Origin of the sequence: Ekhidna sp., assembly GCF_039960695.1 — a bacterium.
In the GTDB taxonomy this organism is placed as follows: domain Bacteria; phylum Bacteroidota; class Bacteroidia; order Cytophagales; family Cyclobacteriaceae; genus Ekhidna.
Genome location: NZ_JBDVKP010000018.1, coordinates 304,808 through 320,268, shown reverse-complemented (window position 1 = coordinate 320,268; position 15,461 = coordinate 304,808). Strand labels below are relative to the sequence as shown.

The 15,461-nt window shown below is 42.5% G+C and carries 16 protein-coding genes; 7 read left to right on the top strand and 9 right to left on the bottom strand.

The features are described 5' to 3' along the window. Window positions 1-9 precede the first annotated feature (9 nt). From ABJG98_RS11480 to ABJG98_RS11470, 3 genes are all read right to left on the bottom strand, one after another. On the bottom strand, window positions 10-816 hold the full coding sequence (locus ABJG98_RS11480) for a DUF4097 family beta strand repeat-containing protein (protein WP_348279660.1): 807 nt from the start codon (window positions 814-816) through the stop codon (window positions 10-12). Window positions 817-851: 35 nt separating this feature from the next. Next, on the bottom strand, window positions 852-1,646 hold the full coding sequence (locus tag ABJG98_RS11475; RefSeq protein ID WP_348279659.1) for a HEAT repeat domain-containing protein: 795 nt from the start codon (window positions 1,644-1,646) through the stop codon (window positions 852-854). A gap of 92 nt (window positions 1,647-1,738) precedes the next feature. Then, complete coding sequence (locus ABJG98_RS11470) at window positions 1,739-2,290, bottom strand: sigma-70 family RNA polymerase sigma factor (RefSeq protein WP_348279658.1); 552 nt, start codon at window positions 2,288-2,290, stop codon at window positions 1,739-1,741. A 192-nt stretch (window positions 2,291-2,482) separates the two neighbouring features. On the opposite strand from ABJG98_RS11470, the gene ABJG98_RS11465 reads away from it, so the two are divergent. The 4 genes from ABJG98_RS11465 to ABJG98_RS11450 all read left to right on the top strand — a co-directional run bounded on the left by ABJG98_RS11465 (window position 2,483) and on the right by ABJG98_RS11450 (window position 9,053). Continuing rightward, window positions 2,483-5,347 (top strand): FAD-linked oxidase C-terminal domain-containing protein, encoded by a 2,865-nt coding sequence (locus tag ABJG98_RS11465; RefSeq protein WP_348279657.1) that lies wholly within the window; start codon window positions 2,483-2,485, stop codon window positions 5,345-5,347. A 73-nt stretch (window positions 5,348-5,420) separates the two neighbouring features. After that, window positions 5,421-7,478, top strand: a complete 2,058-nt coding sequence (locus ABJG98_RS11460) for a T9SS type A sorting domain-containing protein (protein WP_348279656.1) — start codon at window positions 5,421-5,423, stop codon at window positions 7,476-7,478. Window positions 7,479-7,534: 56 nt separating this feature from the next. After that, window positions 7,535-8,350, top strand: coding sequence for a LytTR family DNA-binding domain-containing protein (locus ABJG98_RS11455; RefSeq protein ID WP_348279655.1), 816 nt, complete (start codon window positions 7,535-7,537; stop codon window positions 8,348-8,350). 82 nt (window positions 8,351-8,432) lie between these two features. Beyond that, a complete protein-coding gene (locus tag ABJG98_RS11450; RefSeq protein ID WP_348279654.1) occupies window positions 8,433-9,053 on the top strand; it encodes a DinB family protein in 621 nt (206 codons plus the stop codon). Between the two features lie 72 nt (window positions 9,054-9,125). Here the strand turns inward: ABJG98_RS11450 and ABJG98_RS11445 are convergent, their stop codons facing one another. The 4 genes from ABJG98_RS11445 to ABJG98_RS11430 all read right to left on the bottom strand — a co-directional run bounded on the left by ABJG98_RS11445 (window position 9,126) and on the right by ABJG98_RS11430 (window position 12,281). Then, window positions 9,126-9,914 (bottom strand): PhzF family phenazine biosynthesis protein, encoded by a 789-nt coding sequence (locus ABJG98_RS11445; RefSeq protein ID WP_348279653.1) that lies wholly within the window; start codon window positions 9,912-9,914, stop codon window positions 9,126-9,128. Window positions 9,915-10,149: 235 nt separating this feature from the next. Continuing rightward, window positions 10,150-10,776, bottom strand: a complete 627-nt coding sequence (locus ABJG98_RS11440; protein ID WP_348279652.1) for an SRPBCC family protein — start codon at window positions 10,774-10,776, stop codon at window positions 10,150-10,152. Window positions 10,777-10,893: 117 nt separating this feature from the next. Beyond that, complete coding sequence (locus ABJG98_RS11435) at window positions 10,894-11,769, bottom strand: RNA polymerase sigma factor (RefSeq protein WP_348279651.1); 876 nt, start codon at window positions 11,767-11,769, stop codon at window positions 10,894-10,896. Window positions 11,770-11,858: 89 nt separating this feature from the next. Continuing rightward, window positions 11,859-12,281, bottom strand: coding sequence for an SRPBCC family protein (locus ABJG98_RS11430; protein ID WP_348279650.1), 423 nt, complete (start codon window positions 12,279-12,281; stop codon window positions 11,859-11,861). Between the two features lie 163 nt (window positions 12,282-12,444). On the opposite strand from ABJG98_RS11430, the gene ABJG98_RS11425 reads away from it, so the two are divergent. Together ABJG98_RS11425 and ABJG98_RS11420 are read left to right on the top strand one after the other, a co-directional pair. Then, window positions 12,445-12,627: a hypothetical protein gene (locus ABJG98_RS11425; protein ID WP_348279649.1), complete on the top strand. Its 183-nt coding sequence runs from the start codon at window positions 12,445-12,447 to the stop codon at window positions 12,625-12,627. 89 nt (window positions 12,628-12,716) lie between these two features. After that, a complete protein-coding gene (locus tag ABJG98_RS11420; protein WP_348279648.1) occupies window positions 12,717-13,151 on the top strand; it encodes a YHS domain-containing (seleno)protein in 435 nt (144 codons plus the stop codon). 10 nt (window positions 13,152-13,161) lie between these two features. Here the strand turns inward: ABJG98_RS11420 and ABJG98_RS11415 are convergent, their stop codons facing one another. Continuing rightward, complete coding sequence (locus ABJG98_RS11415) at window positions 13,162-14,154, bottom strand: hypothetical protein (protein ID WP_348279647.1); 993 nt, start codon at window positions 14,152-14,154, stop codon at window positions 13,162-13,164. Window positions 14,155-14,274: 120 nt separating this feature from the next. Continuing rightward, window positions 14,275-15,006, bottom strand: a complete 732-nt coding sequence (locus tag ABJG98_RS11410; RefSeq protein WP_348279646.1) for a DsbA family protein — start codon at window positions 15,004-15,006, stop codon at window positions 14,275-14,277. Window positions 15,007-15,130: 124 nt separating this feature from the next. Here ABJG98_RS11410 and ABJG98_RS11405 point away from each other — a divergent pair, with 124 nt between their 5' ends. Beyond that, window positions 15,131-15,451, top strand: a complete 321-nt coding sequence (locus ABJG98_RS11405) for a PadR family transcriptional regulator (protein ID WP_348279645.1) — start codon at window positions 15,131-15,133, stop codon at window positions 15,449-15,451. The last annotated feature ends 10 nt before the right edge of the window (window positions 15,452-15,461 follow it).

The following is a 15,461-nucleotide window of genomic DNA, read 5'->3' as shown; positions in this document are numbered from 1 at the left end:
TGCGTGCGGTTATTCACTTTTTTTCAAATACACATTTCCATTAATACTTCGGAAGGATAACTCTGGACCTCCGGATCCAATCTCTACTCCTGTTTTAGTTCCTATTTTAAACTTTCCATGCTCACTGCTTTTCTCCACTTTTGGGCTCATCGTTTGATAATCAAATGCTGTAAACATGTCGCCGTTCATGGTATCAAAATACACCTTGGCGCTAAAGTCTTTTGGAAGTTTGAAATTGAAATCTCCATTCACAGTATTAAAGTCAATAGGCTCCTTCGGGCTTTCCAGAAAGTTGATTGTCACATCACCGTTTACGGTAGATGCTTGTAAGACTTTTCTGGCGTTTTTGATTTCTACTGCTCCGTTTACGTTGCAGGCTTTCACGGCTCCGCTTACATTCTGAACCAGCACATCTCCATTGTTTATTGTCTTGGCTTCCAACTTTACATTTTTAGGCACCTTGAGCTTGTATTGATATTTGAAATCGTACTTCGGATGATCTCTCATGTCATATCCTGTGTAGTTTCCCCATCGACATTTTTTGATGAAGGGTGCTTTTGTATAAAAAATCAATGAGTCGTCAGTCATCACTTCACCTAATTTCAACTCCTCTTTTGCTTTGGCAAGCAGCGCATCTGTGCTTGCTGACATCTCAATCACCAGCGAGAGATATACCTTGTTGTCATTAGAGGTTTCCACCACAACGTCTCCATTTATGTTGTTAATTATTACTGCCATTTCACCTGGATCTGTCAGCGTATATGTTTTGTTGATTTCCACTTTGTCCTCCTTGAGGTCGGGGAATATCAGTGCCATTAATATGATTAAATAGTTCATAGTCCTTCCTGAGTTTATGTGCTTTTTAGCGTTTTTATACTTTCGTTGAGTTTCTCTTTTACAAATCCCTCCTCTGTGATTTCTTCCAATTTCTCCAGTGTTTCAACAGAAGATTTCTCCTGAATGGCTACCAGTACATCTGCAATAGCCACCAATACCAATGGTGAGTCTTGTGTTGTAAGTGCATCTACTAATGCTTGTCTCACATTGGACTGGTCTACATATCGAACCAGCGATTCGAGGCTCGCCAATCTCACATTTACATTCTCATCGTTGTTGAGTGTAGTGATTAATGCATTGATTACTTTTTCATCTGCATTTGGAAGTTCGGCTGCTAGATTTACTGCACGAATTCGTTCTTGGGCTTTCGGTTGTTCGATAAGCGTGAGCATCATCATTTCTTTCATGCTTTGAATCTCGCTACTTAGTTGTCTGATATCCTCTTTTTGATTTTGAGATGGAAGCATCCACCATCCGATGAATAGGCCCATCACTAGTGATGCTAAACCCACTTGCCAGCTTCTGGTCATCCGCTCCACTATCCAGTCTAGTACATTCGGTAGGGCTGTCTTTTGTTTTTCTGCATAGGCTGCCATCATTCCATCAAATTTGGCATCCATCATTTCAGAAGGTTCTGGTCGCTCGATCTTCTCAAAAAGATCCCAGGTTTGCTTCAGCTCTTTCAGCTCAGAAGCCACATCAGCGTTTGCTTCCAAAAACTCAGCAAGGGCTTTTTCCTCATTCGCGCTGATGTCCCCGGCTAGCTTATCCTGCCACAGTTCTTCCGCTTTTTTCTTATTTATCTTCATGTGTCTTTCAATTTATTTCCATGGCGCACATGGAATTCGCATAAATTCTATCAGGTTAATTTTCATATTCTTCAATTATGCTCATTGCATTGCTATGCGTCCAGTTTTATGTAGGACTCCCGTAATTCTTTCAATACTCGGTGCACTCGCACCTTAATGGCGCTTTCAGTTACACCAAGCATCTCGGCCACTTTTGCATATTTGACCTTCTGAAATCTTACCAGTTCAATTAGCTCCCGCTTTTCATCTGAAAGACTGGCCAATGCTTTCTTTAGGTAATTCAATTCATCTGATCGTTCCATTTCTACCTCCTGATTTTTGGTTTCACTCAAGCGTTCCTCATATGGGTTCATGTCCTCCTGAAAAGCATACCGCTTATTCTTCCGATAGTGATCATGATGCACATTACGCGCCATCTGGAAGGCCCACACTTCGAAATCTCCCGTTTCCTTATAAGTGTGTTTGTACTTCAAAATTCGCATGAACACATTTTGCACCAGGTCTTCACTTGTCGCTCCATCATTGGTCATTCCATAAAAGAATCCAAAGAATCTTCGACTGTATCTCTTATAAAGTAGGTTGAGTTTTTCTACCTCTCCTTCTTTTACTTTCAGCATCAAGTTGTGGTCTTCCAGTAGGTTCATTCGGTGCATTCTGACGGGGAAACTGAAGTAATTTCGGAAGGTTACATCTGGATTGGAAATTATTTTTTAATCCTTCATTTCGGTTTTCAAAGAATGAGAAATGCCGGAAACTTTTGTTGGGATTCCTGAACTTTGTTTCACTCCGTCAGGAATGACGCACAGATTTTAGGATTTCTCTACTAGGTTTGAACCATGAACTTCACTGACCTCAAAAAAGAGATAAAAGGCCAACTCTACACAGATGAAGCCATCAAGCGCATCTACGCCACTGATGCCTCTGCCTATCGTGAAGTTCCTTTAGCAGTAGCCATTCCAAAATCGGATGCGGATATTGAAAAGCTCATTCGGTTTGCCAAAAAAAATCAAACCTCACTTATTCCCAGAACCGCAGGTACTTCCTTAGCCGGACAGGTCGTGGGCGGAGGAATCATTGTTGACGTTTCAAAGCATTTTACAAAAATCATTGAAGTCAATGTTGCCAAGGAATATGTCTGGGTGCAGCCAGGTATCGTACGTGATGAATTGAATCGCGAGCTTGCCAAGTATGGCTACTTCTTTGCTCCGGAAACTTCCACTGCCAATCGTGCGATGATCGGCGGCATGATTGGTAATAATAGTTGCGGTTCAAATTCAGTGGTTTACGGAAGCACACGCGAGCACCTGCTAGAAGTCAAGGCTTTTCTTTCCGATAGTACTCACGTCTATTTTAAAGAGACGGAAGATTTGCGAGGATCGACGGAGCTTGAAATACAGCTATATGAAAATATCTCCGAGATCCTCCTTGCTGAAAAGCATGTAGAACGCATCAAAAAAGAATTTCCAAAACCGAATATTCCAAGAAGAAACACCGGTTATGCTTTAGATATGTTGGCCCGCATGCAGCCATTCAATCCGGAGGGTGAACCATTCAATTTTTGTTCTTTAATTGCTGGCTCTGAAGGAACATTGGCTTTTGTCACCGCAGCAAAACTCAAGATCACCAAAATTCCAGATGGCTTTAAGCGACTAGTTTGTATTCATTGCAAGAGCATTGACGATGCGCTTAAAGCAAATCTCATCGCACTCAACTATCAGCCATATGCCTGTGAGCTGATGGATCATTACATCCTGGAAGCAACAGCCAGAAACAAAGAGCAGGCAGCCAATAGGTTTTTTGTAGAGGGCGAGCCAAAAGCAATTCTGATTGTAGAGCTGATCGGAGAGACAGAGAAGGAAGTAGACATCCGTATTCTCAATTTCCTGACAGAGCTGGGCAAGCAACGGCTAGGCTATGCTTTCCCAATAATTAGAGGTGATGATATTAAGAAAGTGTGGGATTTGCGGAAAGCAGGGCTTGGACTTTTATCAAATATTCCAGGTGACATCAAACCTGTCCCAGTTGTTGAAGACACTGCAGTAGCTGTCAAAGACTTACCAAACTATATAGGTGACTTCAACAAAATCCTGCAAAAGCATAATCTCTATAGTGTACACTATGCGCACGCCGGATCGGGTGAATTACACCTTCGCCCTTACCTCAATCTGAAAACGGAAGAAGGTGTAAAACTCTTTCGAACGATTGCTGAGGAAATTGCCGCATTGGTCAAAAAATATGAAGGTTCTCTATCAGGAGAGCATGGAGATGGCCGCTTGCGCGGAGAGTTTATTCCAAGAATGATCGGTGAGGAAAATTATCAACTCCTGAAAAAAGTGAAGCTGGCATGGGATCCAGACAACATCTTCAATCCTGGCAAGATTGTGGGTACTGCTCCTATGGACACTTTCCTTCGCTACGAGAAAAATCAGGAAATTCCCGAATACGACACGTTGTTGGACTTTTCCAATGATCAGGGAATTCTCCGCTCAGCGGAGCTGTGTAACGGTTCTGGCGATTGTCGTAAATCTGAGCTTAATGGAGGTACGATGTGCCCGAGTTATCAAGCGACACGGGACGAAAAAGATACCACACGCGCACGAGCCAACATTTTGCGTGAGATGCTAACGCGCTCTAAAGAAACCAATCCTTTTGTTCAGCCGGAGATCAAAGAAGTAATGGACTTATGCCTTTCATGTAAGGGCTGCAAAAGAGAGTGTCCTTCCAACGTGGATATGGGTAAGCTAAAAGCCGAGTGGCAATACCAATCCATGAAGGATAATGGTGTGCCTTTCAGAACTAAGATGATTGGCAACTATGCGAAGAGTATTCAGCGATTTGAAAAAGCTCCATGGGCATATAACCTGACCAGAAACCTTTCAAAGCCAATGCTTGGGTTTGCTACCGGGCGATCTATTCCTAAAATGGCCAGTCAGACGCTTCGCTCCTGGTTTGATAAAAAATTTCATTCATTGCAAAGAGAATCGAAGAAGACAGTTTACTTCTTTTTTGATGAGTTTACGAACTATCTGGATGTAGAAATAGGGAAGAAAGCTATCATGCTCTTAGACCGTATGGGCTATGAGGTGCGGGCTGCTAATCATGCAATAAGTGGAAGGGCCTATTTGTCCAAAGGAATGTTGGAAGAGGCTCGGGAACTGGCCAAAGAGAATGTGAGTCTATTCCATTCTTTACTAAAAAAAGATGTTTGCCTAATTGGCATTGAACCTTCGGCTATTCTCACTTTTCGTGACGAATACCCAGACCTGCTTAGAGGTGAGGAGAAAGAGCAAGCTTTGAAAGTAGCTGAGCGAACTTTCACGATAGAAGAGTTTTTGGCAAAGGAGTTGGGAGATGGCAGACTGAAGCCAGAAGATTTCTCGCATGAAAAGAAAAAGATACTGGTTCATGGACATTGTCATCAAAAGGCCCTCTCGTCTATGATACCTACCATGAAAGTGCTGAAAGCTGCGGAAAACTTCAAAGTGCAAATGATCCCAAGTGGCTGCTGTGGCATGGCTGGCTCCTTTGGTTATGAAAAAGAACACTTTGATGTATCTATGAAAATCGGTGAGTTAGTCTTATTTCCCAAAGTGCGTGAAGCAGAGGAGGACACCATTATTCTTGCTTCCGGCACCTCGTGTCGTCATCAAATTTGGGATGGAACCGGCAAGGTGGCAAGGCATATAGTGGAGATTCTTTGATCTTGATAAACAGAGAATAACACAAAATATTCTTTTTTTTATCTAAATTGAGGCTAATCAACTCACCCCCACCATGTTACATCACAAAATTTTCTGCTTCTGCATTGCTCTATGTCTGTTTTTATATACTAAAGCTCAAGAAGAATACGATTTAGTTTTTGATGGAAATGCCTCTAATGGATCCAGCTGGATATACATAGATCAAAACAGCGACCTCATCTTTTTTGCTACAAGGTCTTCCGCAAATGATAGAGAACTATGGAAATCAGACGGGACACAATCTGGTACAGGAATGATAAAAGATATCCATCCCTCTAGCAATGGGATTCCTACCACACCTATCGGTGTTGTCGTGGGTGAAATGTTATATTTTGCTGGCAATGGAGGGACATCCACTGGTCAGGAGCTATGGAAATCTGATGGAACAGAAGCTGGAACTGTCCTGATCAAGGATATTTACGCTGGGGTCAACTTCGGATTTGATTCGGAATACATTGTGGAGTTTGATGGGGGAGTAGCCTTTACTGGTCAGGATGAAGATGGGGAGGAGCTGTGGATATCAGATGGGACTGAAGAAGGGACCGTTCAGGTAAAGGACATAAAAGCGGGATCTACAGGTTCACTTGTGAGGTACATTGCTAATGCTAATGGTACACTCTATTTCATTGCAGCTGATGCTTCAGAGTTTGGCTTATGGAAATCGGATGGGACTAATGGCGGCACCACCAAACTTTCAGACCTTGGCGCTGATGCTAATCCTGAACATGTCACGTTTCATCAGGGAAATATTTTATTCTACAATTTCACCAGCAGCGATCCAACAATGGATGAATTCTGGATTTCTGATGGAACGGTAGAAGGAACTGAAAAATTGACTGATATCCTCACCAGTGGGCCGATAAATGACCCAATGGTTGCCGCTGGAAACAATCTCTTTTTTCGTGCTGCAGATGATGACGTAGGTATTGAACTTTATAAATCGGATGGGACTGCAGGTGGAACCGGGTTTGTCAAGGATCTGGATGTGGGAGCTGGTGATAGTTTTCCCGAAAACTTCATTGAATACATGGGCGAAATCTATTTTGTCGCTGAAACTGATCTTTGGAAATCGGACGGGACCGAAGGAGGCACAACCATTGTAGTGCCTGATGTCAATAGCAGAACAGAGATCCTGTCCGACGGATCTAATTTATACTACCGAATAGGCAACAATCTCGGCATCTACAATCCTACTGATGGCGCTTCTGTTATTACAACAGCGCCTGATTTTTACGTACATGATCTCAAAACCATTTTCAAAGAAGAATTATACTTCATAGGTAGCGACGATGTAGAAGACGAATATGATTTGTGGAAGTATAATCTTACCTCCAAAGTGGATCAAACAATTACTTTCGATGAGCTTTCCAATGTAACCTTTGGCGATAGTGATTTCAACTTAACCGCAAGTAGTACCTCAGACCTAAGCGTGACTTTTTCCAGCTCAGATGATGGAGTCGCTGAAGTCAATGGGAATACTGTGACGATTATTGGCGCTGGAACATGTGACATCACGGCATCTCAATCAGGAGACGGTGAGTATAACGCAGCTCCTAATGTGGTGCGAACATTAACAGTCGACAAAGCTTCTCAGTCAATAACATTTGATGCGCTAGCGGTGAAGGAGCTTGGTGACAATACATTCAATCTTTCTGCGACGGCATCCTCGAGTTTGGATGTAACCTTCGCCTCTTCAAATGCTGCTATAGCAACCGTAACATCAGAAGGAACGGTAACTATAGCAGGAGTAGGGACTACCACTATTACAGCATCTCAGAGCGGCAATGCAAACTATCTGGCTGCAACGGATGTCGAACAAACGCTAACTATTGTAGATGCGCTGGGATTAGAAGATGACACCAACTTTCGAATCTATCCCAATCCGGTCACTGATGAACTAACAATTGAATTTTTAAATCAAGCACTGAGTGGAACTATTGAGTTAATGGATGCTACAGGTAAAGTGATCCTCTCACGAAACATAAATGCAACTCGGCTGAGCATTCCCATGGCTGAGCTCCAATCTGGTATCTACTACCTTCTTCACGCAGAAACAGGTCGGACATTCAAAGTATTGAAGGCGTCACGTTAATGCCTTTCGTGTAATTTTCGTGGACTTCCTGAGTCGTCTGGTGTTAAATTAATACCATGACGATAGCACTTCCACATCAGAAAATTAAACTGAGCGACAATACTATTCGTCGCAGCTTGATGGTAGTGCTCGCGTTTGTCATGACGCACCTCATCACCTATCAGCGCCTACCATTCTCATCCGAATATCGATTTCCGTTGATTCCGTTCTTAATTTTTTTGATCTATGGATTGTGCATTTGCGAAACCAATACGTGGAACTATCGCAGACTTTCACGTAAGTGCAAAATCAACTATGATCTTAATTCCGTTTGGTTGATTGTCCGAACTAACCTCTTCTATTGCACCATTATTTTCTCCATTCTCGGTATCCTTCAAATGGCGCTCTTTCAATACATCATGAACCCTTTCCGGTTTGTAGGATTGCTTAGTGTTTGCCTAATGATTTCATTGATCGAGACGGGGGTGTTTATCCTCCGGGGGTATGCTAAAAAATCCAAGCTGACATTAAACAAAGTTGCCGCCTCAAGAAGCCATCTCAGCATAGTGAGAAATGGTGTACTCAGAACCATCGACGAAAATGATGTTGCTTACTTCCTGCATCAAAATGGATGTGTGTTCATGGTCGATCATGGTGGCAATAAAATTGTAACACAATACGAATCGCTAAATGAGTTGGAAGAAAAACTATCGGTACATTTCTTCCGTGCCAACAGGCAAACAATTGTGTCAAGAGCGGCCATTCGCTCGATCCAAAAGGATGTGAATAACAAGCTAAAGCTGCAACTCGATCATTTTTCAGATGCTATTTCTGTGAGTCGCTACAAAAGCCCGGAGCTAAAAACCTGGCTTTCATCTGACCATTCAGCCTGAAAATAGCTACCATTCAAGCGATACTTCTCCATTTTCATGATTGTCAAATCTTACCTGTCGTAGGATTGGCTAAAAAAGTATCATGAAAAAGATTTTAAGCACAACCCTGCTGATGATGGTTTGGATCATTGGCTCATCCTTTTCTACTTTGAAAGAAGGGGACCTAACCAAGGAAGATCGAAAGTATATCAATGATTATCTGAAGCAATCACAGAAAGAACTCTTCAGCAGAATCAAAAACCTCAGCGAAGATCAGTGGACATTTAAGGTCAGTGAAACCGCCTGGTCGCCAGCCGAAATTTGTGAGCATATTTTTAAAACTGAGACTACTTTGGTGAGTCGGGCAGATGCCATGGACACGACCACTTTCAAGCCTCAGACTGAAGAGTATGTAAAGGAAAAGGTTGATTTCATTGTCGATTTCCTTCAAAATCGGGAGCGGAAGTTTAAGGCCCCTGAGCATATTCAGCCTGAAGGTCAATTTGCTACCTCAAAAGATTTTATCTCTTCATTCAAAAAGAAGAGAAGCGAAACGATGGCTTACGTAAATTCAGTTGAAAAACCGCTGAAAGGGTATTACAAAGACTTTGGTCCACTAGGCGAAATCAGCGGGTATCACTGGTTGGTGTTTATCAGTGCACACACCCAAAGACACATCAAGCAGCTGGATGAAGTATTGGCTAATCCGGACTTTCCCATTTGAGTTGGTCATATAGTAGAGTAGGCTGCTTGAGTCAATTCAGGATCATTTGCTGTTTTGGGTCAGCAGCCTTTTTCAAATCTCAATCTCTCCTGTCATGTACGTCACGGCATTCCCGGCGATAAGTACGCGCTCCCCCAGATCGGTACAGTTAAGGTAGCCCTTTCGCTCAGACAGCTGATACGCGATCATTTCTTTTTTACCCAGCTTTTCGGACCAATAAGGAATGAGTGAACAATGTGACGAGCCAGTCACCGGATCTTCAAACAATGCTCCCCCCGGAAAGAAAAAACGGGAAACAAAATCTACTCCATCCCCTTTTGCTGTGCAGATAATTCCGCCTTTTTCAAACTGTTTTGGACTGAGTAAGCTTGCATTGACTTTTAACGCCCGCACGTCTGCTTCACTATCGTATACCAACACCCAGTCTCTGGATTTTAGTACTTCTTTCGGGGAGATAGAAAAGGCTTTCAATAGGCCTTCCTTCATTTCAGCAGCTTCCGGTTTACGAGAGGGGAAGTCGAGTTGTAGCAAATGATCTTTCCGCTTCACTATCAAAGGGCCACTCATCGTCTCAAAGTCAATTTGATCTTTGCCATATCCCATATGATTATAGATAACATGCGCAGAGGCTAGTGTTGCATGACCACAGAGGTCTATCTCAAACTCAGGAGTAAACCATCGCAACTCAAAAAAGTCTCCCTGATTTTGAAAAAAGGCTGTCTCCGACAAGTTGTTCTCTATGGCAATTTTTTGCAGCACATCGTCCATGGGCCATTCATCTCCAATGGGAACAACGGCCGCAGGATTGCCTGCAAACAAATGATCAGTAAATGCGTCGACTTGATAGAATGGTAGCTTCATGACTCGTGGCTTTTATAAAAAATTGACATCTTTTAGCTTCTAAAAAGTTAAAGCATTCGTAAGACTATGGACACATTTATTTCAAATTATTAGCGGATTATCACTTGGATGATTCTATTAGGGTCGGAATACAGCGGATGAAAAGTGAGAAAAAGTATAGGAGCAATACGGACACCTTAGGTCAATAAAAAAAGGGCTCACGCCCCATTTTTCTTAACAACTTTCAAAAGAAGAGTTATTTAGCTGAAGCAACTGCATTTCGTCCTTCTCGCTTCACTTGTACATATTGCTTTTTGATTTGCTTGAAGTTATCCTTGGTTACCTTCTCGCCAGTTTTTGCATGATGCTCCACAGCTATGAAGTAATCCCGAATGAGCTTTTTGAATTTGCCTTTGGCCATTGGTCCCATTATTGCCGGCTTAGTTCGATACTGCATGTCAAAAGAAAACTCACTTGTCCCATTGCCCAAATCTTTAACCTTGTACACCGCATGCGTGTATTGAGGATCTACCGGGAATTTACCGGCCTGGTAAACGGTATTCGTAAATGACATACTTTCAGGTGAATAATTCACCATTTTCTCCTTTAAAAACTGGGTCTGCTTTTCATTGAAATAACAAACACGTTCCGCTCCTTCTCCTGCCTTTAAAGTACCATTGATATAGTCAGATGCTATAATCTTTGGGTGTGAATAGGCAATTCTGCCATAGTCTTCACCAACAACCTCCCATAGTTGATCTGCAGGTATGTCCATCACTTTACTTATTTGAAATTTCTGGAGTTTCTTCTGCTTTTGCGCCTCCACATTCCCTGATAGTGCCACCAGTATGCCCAGTGCCAGTACTCGCATTGTCTTTCTCATTATTCTAATGTTTTAGTTATGTTGCTTAGACCACACATACTACTATGTGTTACAGGTTTCAGAAGGTAAAACCTGAAAAAAGTTGCTGTCGCAGCTTGTTTAAATCTGCGGAGAAAATCAATTCAGATTGAACAACCTGACTACCTTCTCATCACTGATCACTTCATCCAGGAATGTTTTACGATCAAAATCTTTTTTAAAAGGCAGTCTATCATGTAACTGGCGATACTGATCTTCTACAATCGACAAGGCTTCATCTGCATCTTTGGAAATATGTTTCTGAAAGTTGGAGTATTCCTCCCGATTAAATAGCAGGTTTCTGCTATCAAGGCGCTTGTTTTCAATCATCACGGTCACTTTCTTATAGCAGCGGCACGGATTTGATTTATTGACCAACCCACATTTATGATTCATGAACTGGAAAAGGTCTTTGCGGGCTCTAGACAGTCGCACTCTGAAGTTTTGCTTACTGATACCCAGAATCTCTGACCCAATGGTATGATCTGCATTAAACAATTCTCCCAGGATATAGACCATGCGCTGATCTCGTGTGAGGCACAGTAGCATTCCCGACATACAAGCAAGATTCATTTCTCTGATTTCATTTTCCTTTTCTTCCTGCTCCAGTTCAGTCAGCTCTATGTTTTCAAATGAGTCCAGAATGTTGCCGAACGTTTGAAAATCGGTGACCACTTCTTCGCGACCGATCTTTCGCATCTTTAAAAAGTGATTGGCAACAATACGATAGAGCCAGGTTCTAAACTCTGCCTGGCCCCTGAATTGCGCGAGCTTGGTTGTCACCTTTATCAGCACCTCCTGCGTGATGTCCTGTGCGTCATTGGGATTTTGCACCATCTTCCAGGCAATATTGAAAATGAACGGCTGGTGCTTTTTTAGTAACTTTTCAAGTGCTGCTTTGCTCCCTTTCAAAGCCTTTTCGATCAATTCTTTGTCGTCTTCGTCCGTTTGATATTCTTGCTGAAATGGATTCATGGTATTCCTTTATACGCTTTGACCTTAAAAAGTTGGATGTGTTACAAGAGTCTGCCCAGTATTTTGATAAATATTAGGCAGACCAAATACTATTTGGATAGCTCCGCAAGCTTTTGGGAAGAAGTGGTATAAATCTCCTCGATTCCCGGCTTTACCTGCGCGAAGATCTCTTCGTTCTCCACTTCAAATTCCACGGTCCATTCCAGTTTGGTTTCCTCGTTGTTCCTTGTGAACTTCATCGTGCCAATCACATCAGATATCGGCATAAAGGATTGCTTATCAATCTGATATTGAAATATCTTTTGTTTATCATCCGATTCGAGGATGGTCTCAAATAGTTCATTGCCATCATGCATTTTGCATACGCGCTTGGCTCCTTTTCCTTCTCCATCAATGGTGCTACCAGAAAGAATGGGTAGCCATCGCTCCCACTCTGCGCCCGTTCGCACGTTGTTCCACACCTGATCCAAACTCGCGTTTAAGGTGTGATTTGTTTCAATTCGTTTTTTCATTGTCATCATTTTTAATTCTGCATCTTGGACTAGAGACAGACACATGTGTTACACATTTGACGATGAAGGCTTTATTGAGCGAATTTGGACGGTGACTGTACATGATCGAGCAGATAACTACATGGATTTGTAATGCGTATACATCACAGAAAATTCCGCTGATATGAAACTACTCCTCTGGTTTATTCTTCTCGTTATTTGCTGGCCGCTGGCCCTGGTGGTATTGCTATTTTACCCCATTATCTGGCTGGTGTTGTTGCCATTTAGAATTTTAGGTTTTGCTGTGGAAGGTGTATTTGGGTTTATTCATGCGCTGTTTATGTTGCCGGCGAGGATACTTTCCTAATCAACCTCTAATTATCGGCATAGAGACGTGCCAGCGACAAACCATTCTATCCATCTATCTTTCAGCTCCAGCTTGCGTATTAGGGTAATATGAAAACACTTCTATCTACATGCTTCATCCTGATCAGCATTCTGACATTTGCTCAGAAAAGCCCAATCTACACCACCAATGCTGGTGCCATCAAAGGTTACGATCCAGTCGCTTACTTCGTAAAAGCAGAGGCGATAAAAGGCAATGAAGCATTCACCTTAAAATGGAAAGAAGCTGATTGGTATTTCAGCTCTCAAGAGAACCTTGATGCATTCAAGGCTGACCCTGAAAAGTATGCACCCCAGTTTGGCGGATATTGTGCTTTCGGCGTTTCGAAAGGAGGGCTATACAAGATCGAACCCGAAGCATGGAAAATCATAGATGGAAAGCTCTATCTCAACTACAGCAAAGGCATCCAGAAAAAATGGGAGGCCAACCAGGCTGATTTCATCAAGAAGGCTGAAACCAACTGGCCGGCTGTGATCAAACAATAGGTTATGCTTATCACTTACTTTTTCTGGCAAATGAGGTCACTATACCAAATTTGATCCCTGTCACATTGGTGTCATCTACGCGGTAAAACGGAACTGAGACTGCTGTGAAAATCCTGAGATTTACCGTAGAGTTTCGATTGATCATCAACCCTCCTCCGAAGTAAGCACCAATGCCTGCTTGTGATGTGTGATAGTCAATGTCGTACTGAGAGTCTTTGATTTGTGTATACCCATATTCCATACCGCCATTTATATAAAAGGTGGTACGCTTTCTCGACAGTGGATAGGTGACACCCAGGCTGACATTGCCGCTATGCAGCGAACGATCGGGTGAGCGGTGGTTGACAGAGAGGTTAGATGAGGGAAACAACTCAAAATCAAAGTTGAATAAGAAGGTTGATGCGTCATAGGTATAGGCTACGCCAAATCCTGATAGTATGCTTTCGTTTGGAATCGCTTTTCCTCCCAGCATGATGCCCATGAAATGGTTCACTTTGATCTGGGCAAGTTCCACACCTTGTTGGTCGTATTCAGTAACCTCGTCTATTTCAATGTCTGTTTTTGCTGTGCGATTGGTAAAAAACGAGCGACCTAACCGTGAAAGCAAGGGATCCAGGTCTTGTTCCGCCGCACCCTTGGCCATGTCATGCCAGACTTGCTCCCGACTTGTCGTTTCGTAGACGCCTAATGAAATGATATATACACCCTGTAGGAAATGTATTTCTCCCGTCATGAAATAGCGAGTATTCATTTCCGTTGCCTTGGCTACCGAAGTTGAAAGAGGCTCTCGATCCAGGTAGCCATTCACTCCGATACGTTCATCCAGGAAGATTGTGTAGTCATGGTTATCCTCTATGTAAGATTTGATGAGCTTGGAAGTGGAATATTGAAGTCCGTTGGTTGGCTCCATGTTTATCAATTCAAAGCCTGGAAAATAAACGACCTTCTGTGCGAAGCAGAGGTTGAATGCAATTAATGTGATAATCGAAATTTTAGTTTTCATTTTGGGTCAGTTATCAATTGGTTGATGCTAAGTCCTGACCGCTTTTAGTCTCCCCTAAGGGTTTTAACTAAAAGTGAAAATAAAGTTTGAGTGCTTGGGGGAACTCATTTTTTCGACTGCCTAAGTCGCTTTTTTTGAATCAACCTCCTCCATGGTTTTGGTTATTTGATCTTTCATCTGATCGAAAGTAGCATATCCGTGAGCGATCATGAAAAGCTGATCTTGATGAAGCAGCACCATAGTTGGATACCCTTTAACGCCCCATTGACGATTGAGTGCAAACTCATTTCTCGTCTCATACCGAACTTCTTCATCTTCAAATCGAGCCATGAATTTTTGGAAGTCAACGTTGAGTTTTTCGCAGATACTTTTATAGAATTCGACTTTTCCAGGGTCTTCCGATTCCACATAGAACTTTCGTTGGATCTCCTCGAAAAACTCCATTTCATGAGGCCCAATCAAAGGTCGTGCAGCCACAATGGCCCGGCATGCAGGTTCCGTATCGTAATTGAAATTATCCAGTTCCATCAGCTTATATCCAAACGCCTGGCCACTCATTTCATTTACATGTCCCCAATGCTCTTTTAGAAAATTTTTCATCTGATCATCCCAAGGCTCTCCCCCTCCCGGCCGCAAACCTCCTACCACAATACGGAAGCCTACTTCTTTATCCCGATAGTAGTCTCTCAGCTTGATAAGGTCGGGTGAAATTCCCCAGCACCAAGAACACATCGGGTCTCCGATGTAGATAATCTCGGTTTTATCTGTCAGCTTATTTTGTCCAATCGTCTGAAGATCTTCAAAAGAGGATGGGGTACAAATACCTGTTTCCGGATCGCAATATGGGTTCATTTTCTCCTCGTTTGAATAGCAACACATGCAAGATATTTAAGGTTCTGATTTATTTTATCTCCATTTGTGAAACATATCACTTATTATTACGTCTCCATTTAAGTAACTAATTAAAAATCAATCCATGAAAGGAACAAACCTGGGAGAATTTCAAGAGATCGTAATGCTGAGCATACTCATATTAGAAAAGAACGCTTACGGTGTGACGATTCAGGATGAAATAGATAGACGCATGAAGCGATCAATCAGTCGGGGAGCGTTACATACCGCACTTACCCGGTTGGAAGAAAAAGGATTTATCAGCTCCGACTATGGAGAACCTACCTCCGAACGAGGTGGGAGGCGAAAGCGCTTTTACGAAGTAACCAATAAAGGACTGGAAACACTTCAGGAAGCAAAAGAGCTTCGAGAAGGCATGTGGGGTCTTATCCCCAAACTCACCTAATCAATTACTA

Coding starts and splice junctions, on each gene's coding strand:
- ABJG98_RS11480 (WP_348279660.1), bottom strand. CDS start 816: ATGGCACTGATATTCCCCGACCTCAAGGAGGACAAAGTGGAAATCAAC.
- ABJG98_RS11475 (WP_348279659.1), bottom strand. CDS start 1,646: ATGAAGATAAATAAGAAAAAAGCGGAAGAACTGTGGCAGGATAAGCTA.
- ABJG98_RS11470 (WP_348279658.1), bottom strand. CDS start 2,290: ATGAACCTACTGGAAGACCACAACTTGATGCTGAAAGTAAAAGAAGGA.
- ABJG98_RS11465 (WP_348279657.1), top strand. CDS start 2,483: ATGAACTTCACTGACCTCAAAAAAGAGATAAAAGGCCAACTCTACACA.
- ABJG98_RS11460 (WP_348279656.1), top strand. CDS start 5,421: ATGTTACATCACAAAATTTTCTGCTTCTGCATTGCTCTATGTCTGTTT.
- ABJG98_RS11455 (WP_348279655.1), top strand. CDS start 7,535: ATGACGATAGCACTTCCACATCAGAAAATTAAACTGAGCGACAATACT.
- ABJG98_RS11450 (WP_348279654.1), top strand. CDS start 8,433: ATGAAAAAGATTTTAAGCACAACCCTGCTGATGATGGTTTGGATCATT.
- ABJG98_RS11445 (WP_348279653.1), bottom strand. CDS start 9,914: ATGAAGCTACCATTCTATCAAGTCGACGCATTTACTGATCATTTGTTT.
- ABJG98_RS11440 (WP_348279652.1), bottom strand. CDS start 10,776: ATGAGAAAGACAATGCGAGTACTGGCACTGGGCATACTGGTGGCACTA.
- ABJG98_RS11435 (WP_348279651.1), bottom strand. CDS start 11,769: ATGAATCCATTTCAGCAAGAATATCAAACGGACGAAGACGACAAAGAA.
- ABJG98_RS11430 (WP_348279650.1), bottom strand. CDS start 12,281: ATGAAAAAACGAATTGAAACAAATCACACCTTAAACGCGAGTTTGGAT.
- ABJG98_RS11425 (WP_348279649.1), top strand. CDS start 12,445: ATGAAACTACTCCTCTGGTTTATTCTTCTCGTTATTTGCTGGCCGCTG.
- ABJG98_RS11420 (WP_348279648.1), top strand. CDS start 12,717: ATGAAAACACTTCTATCTACATGCTTCATCCTGATCAGCATTCTGACA.
- ABJG98_RS11415 (WP_348279647.1), bottom strand. CDS start 14,154: ATGAAAACTAAAATTTCGATTATCACATTAATTGCATTCAACCTCTGC.
- ABJG98_RS11410 (WP_348279646.1), bottom strand. CDS start 15,006: ATGAACCCATATTGCGATCCGGAAACAGGTATTTGTACCCCATCCTCT.
- ABJG98_RS11405 (WP_348279645.1), top strand. CDS start 15,131: ATGAAAGGAACAAACCTGGGAGAATTTCAAGAGATCGTAATGCTGAGC.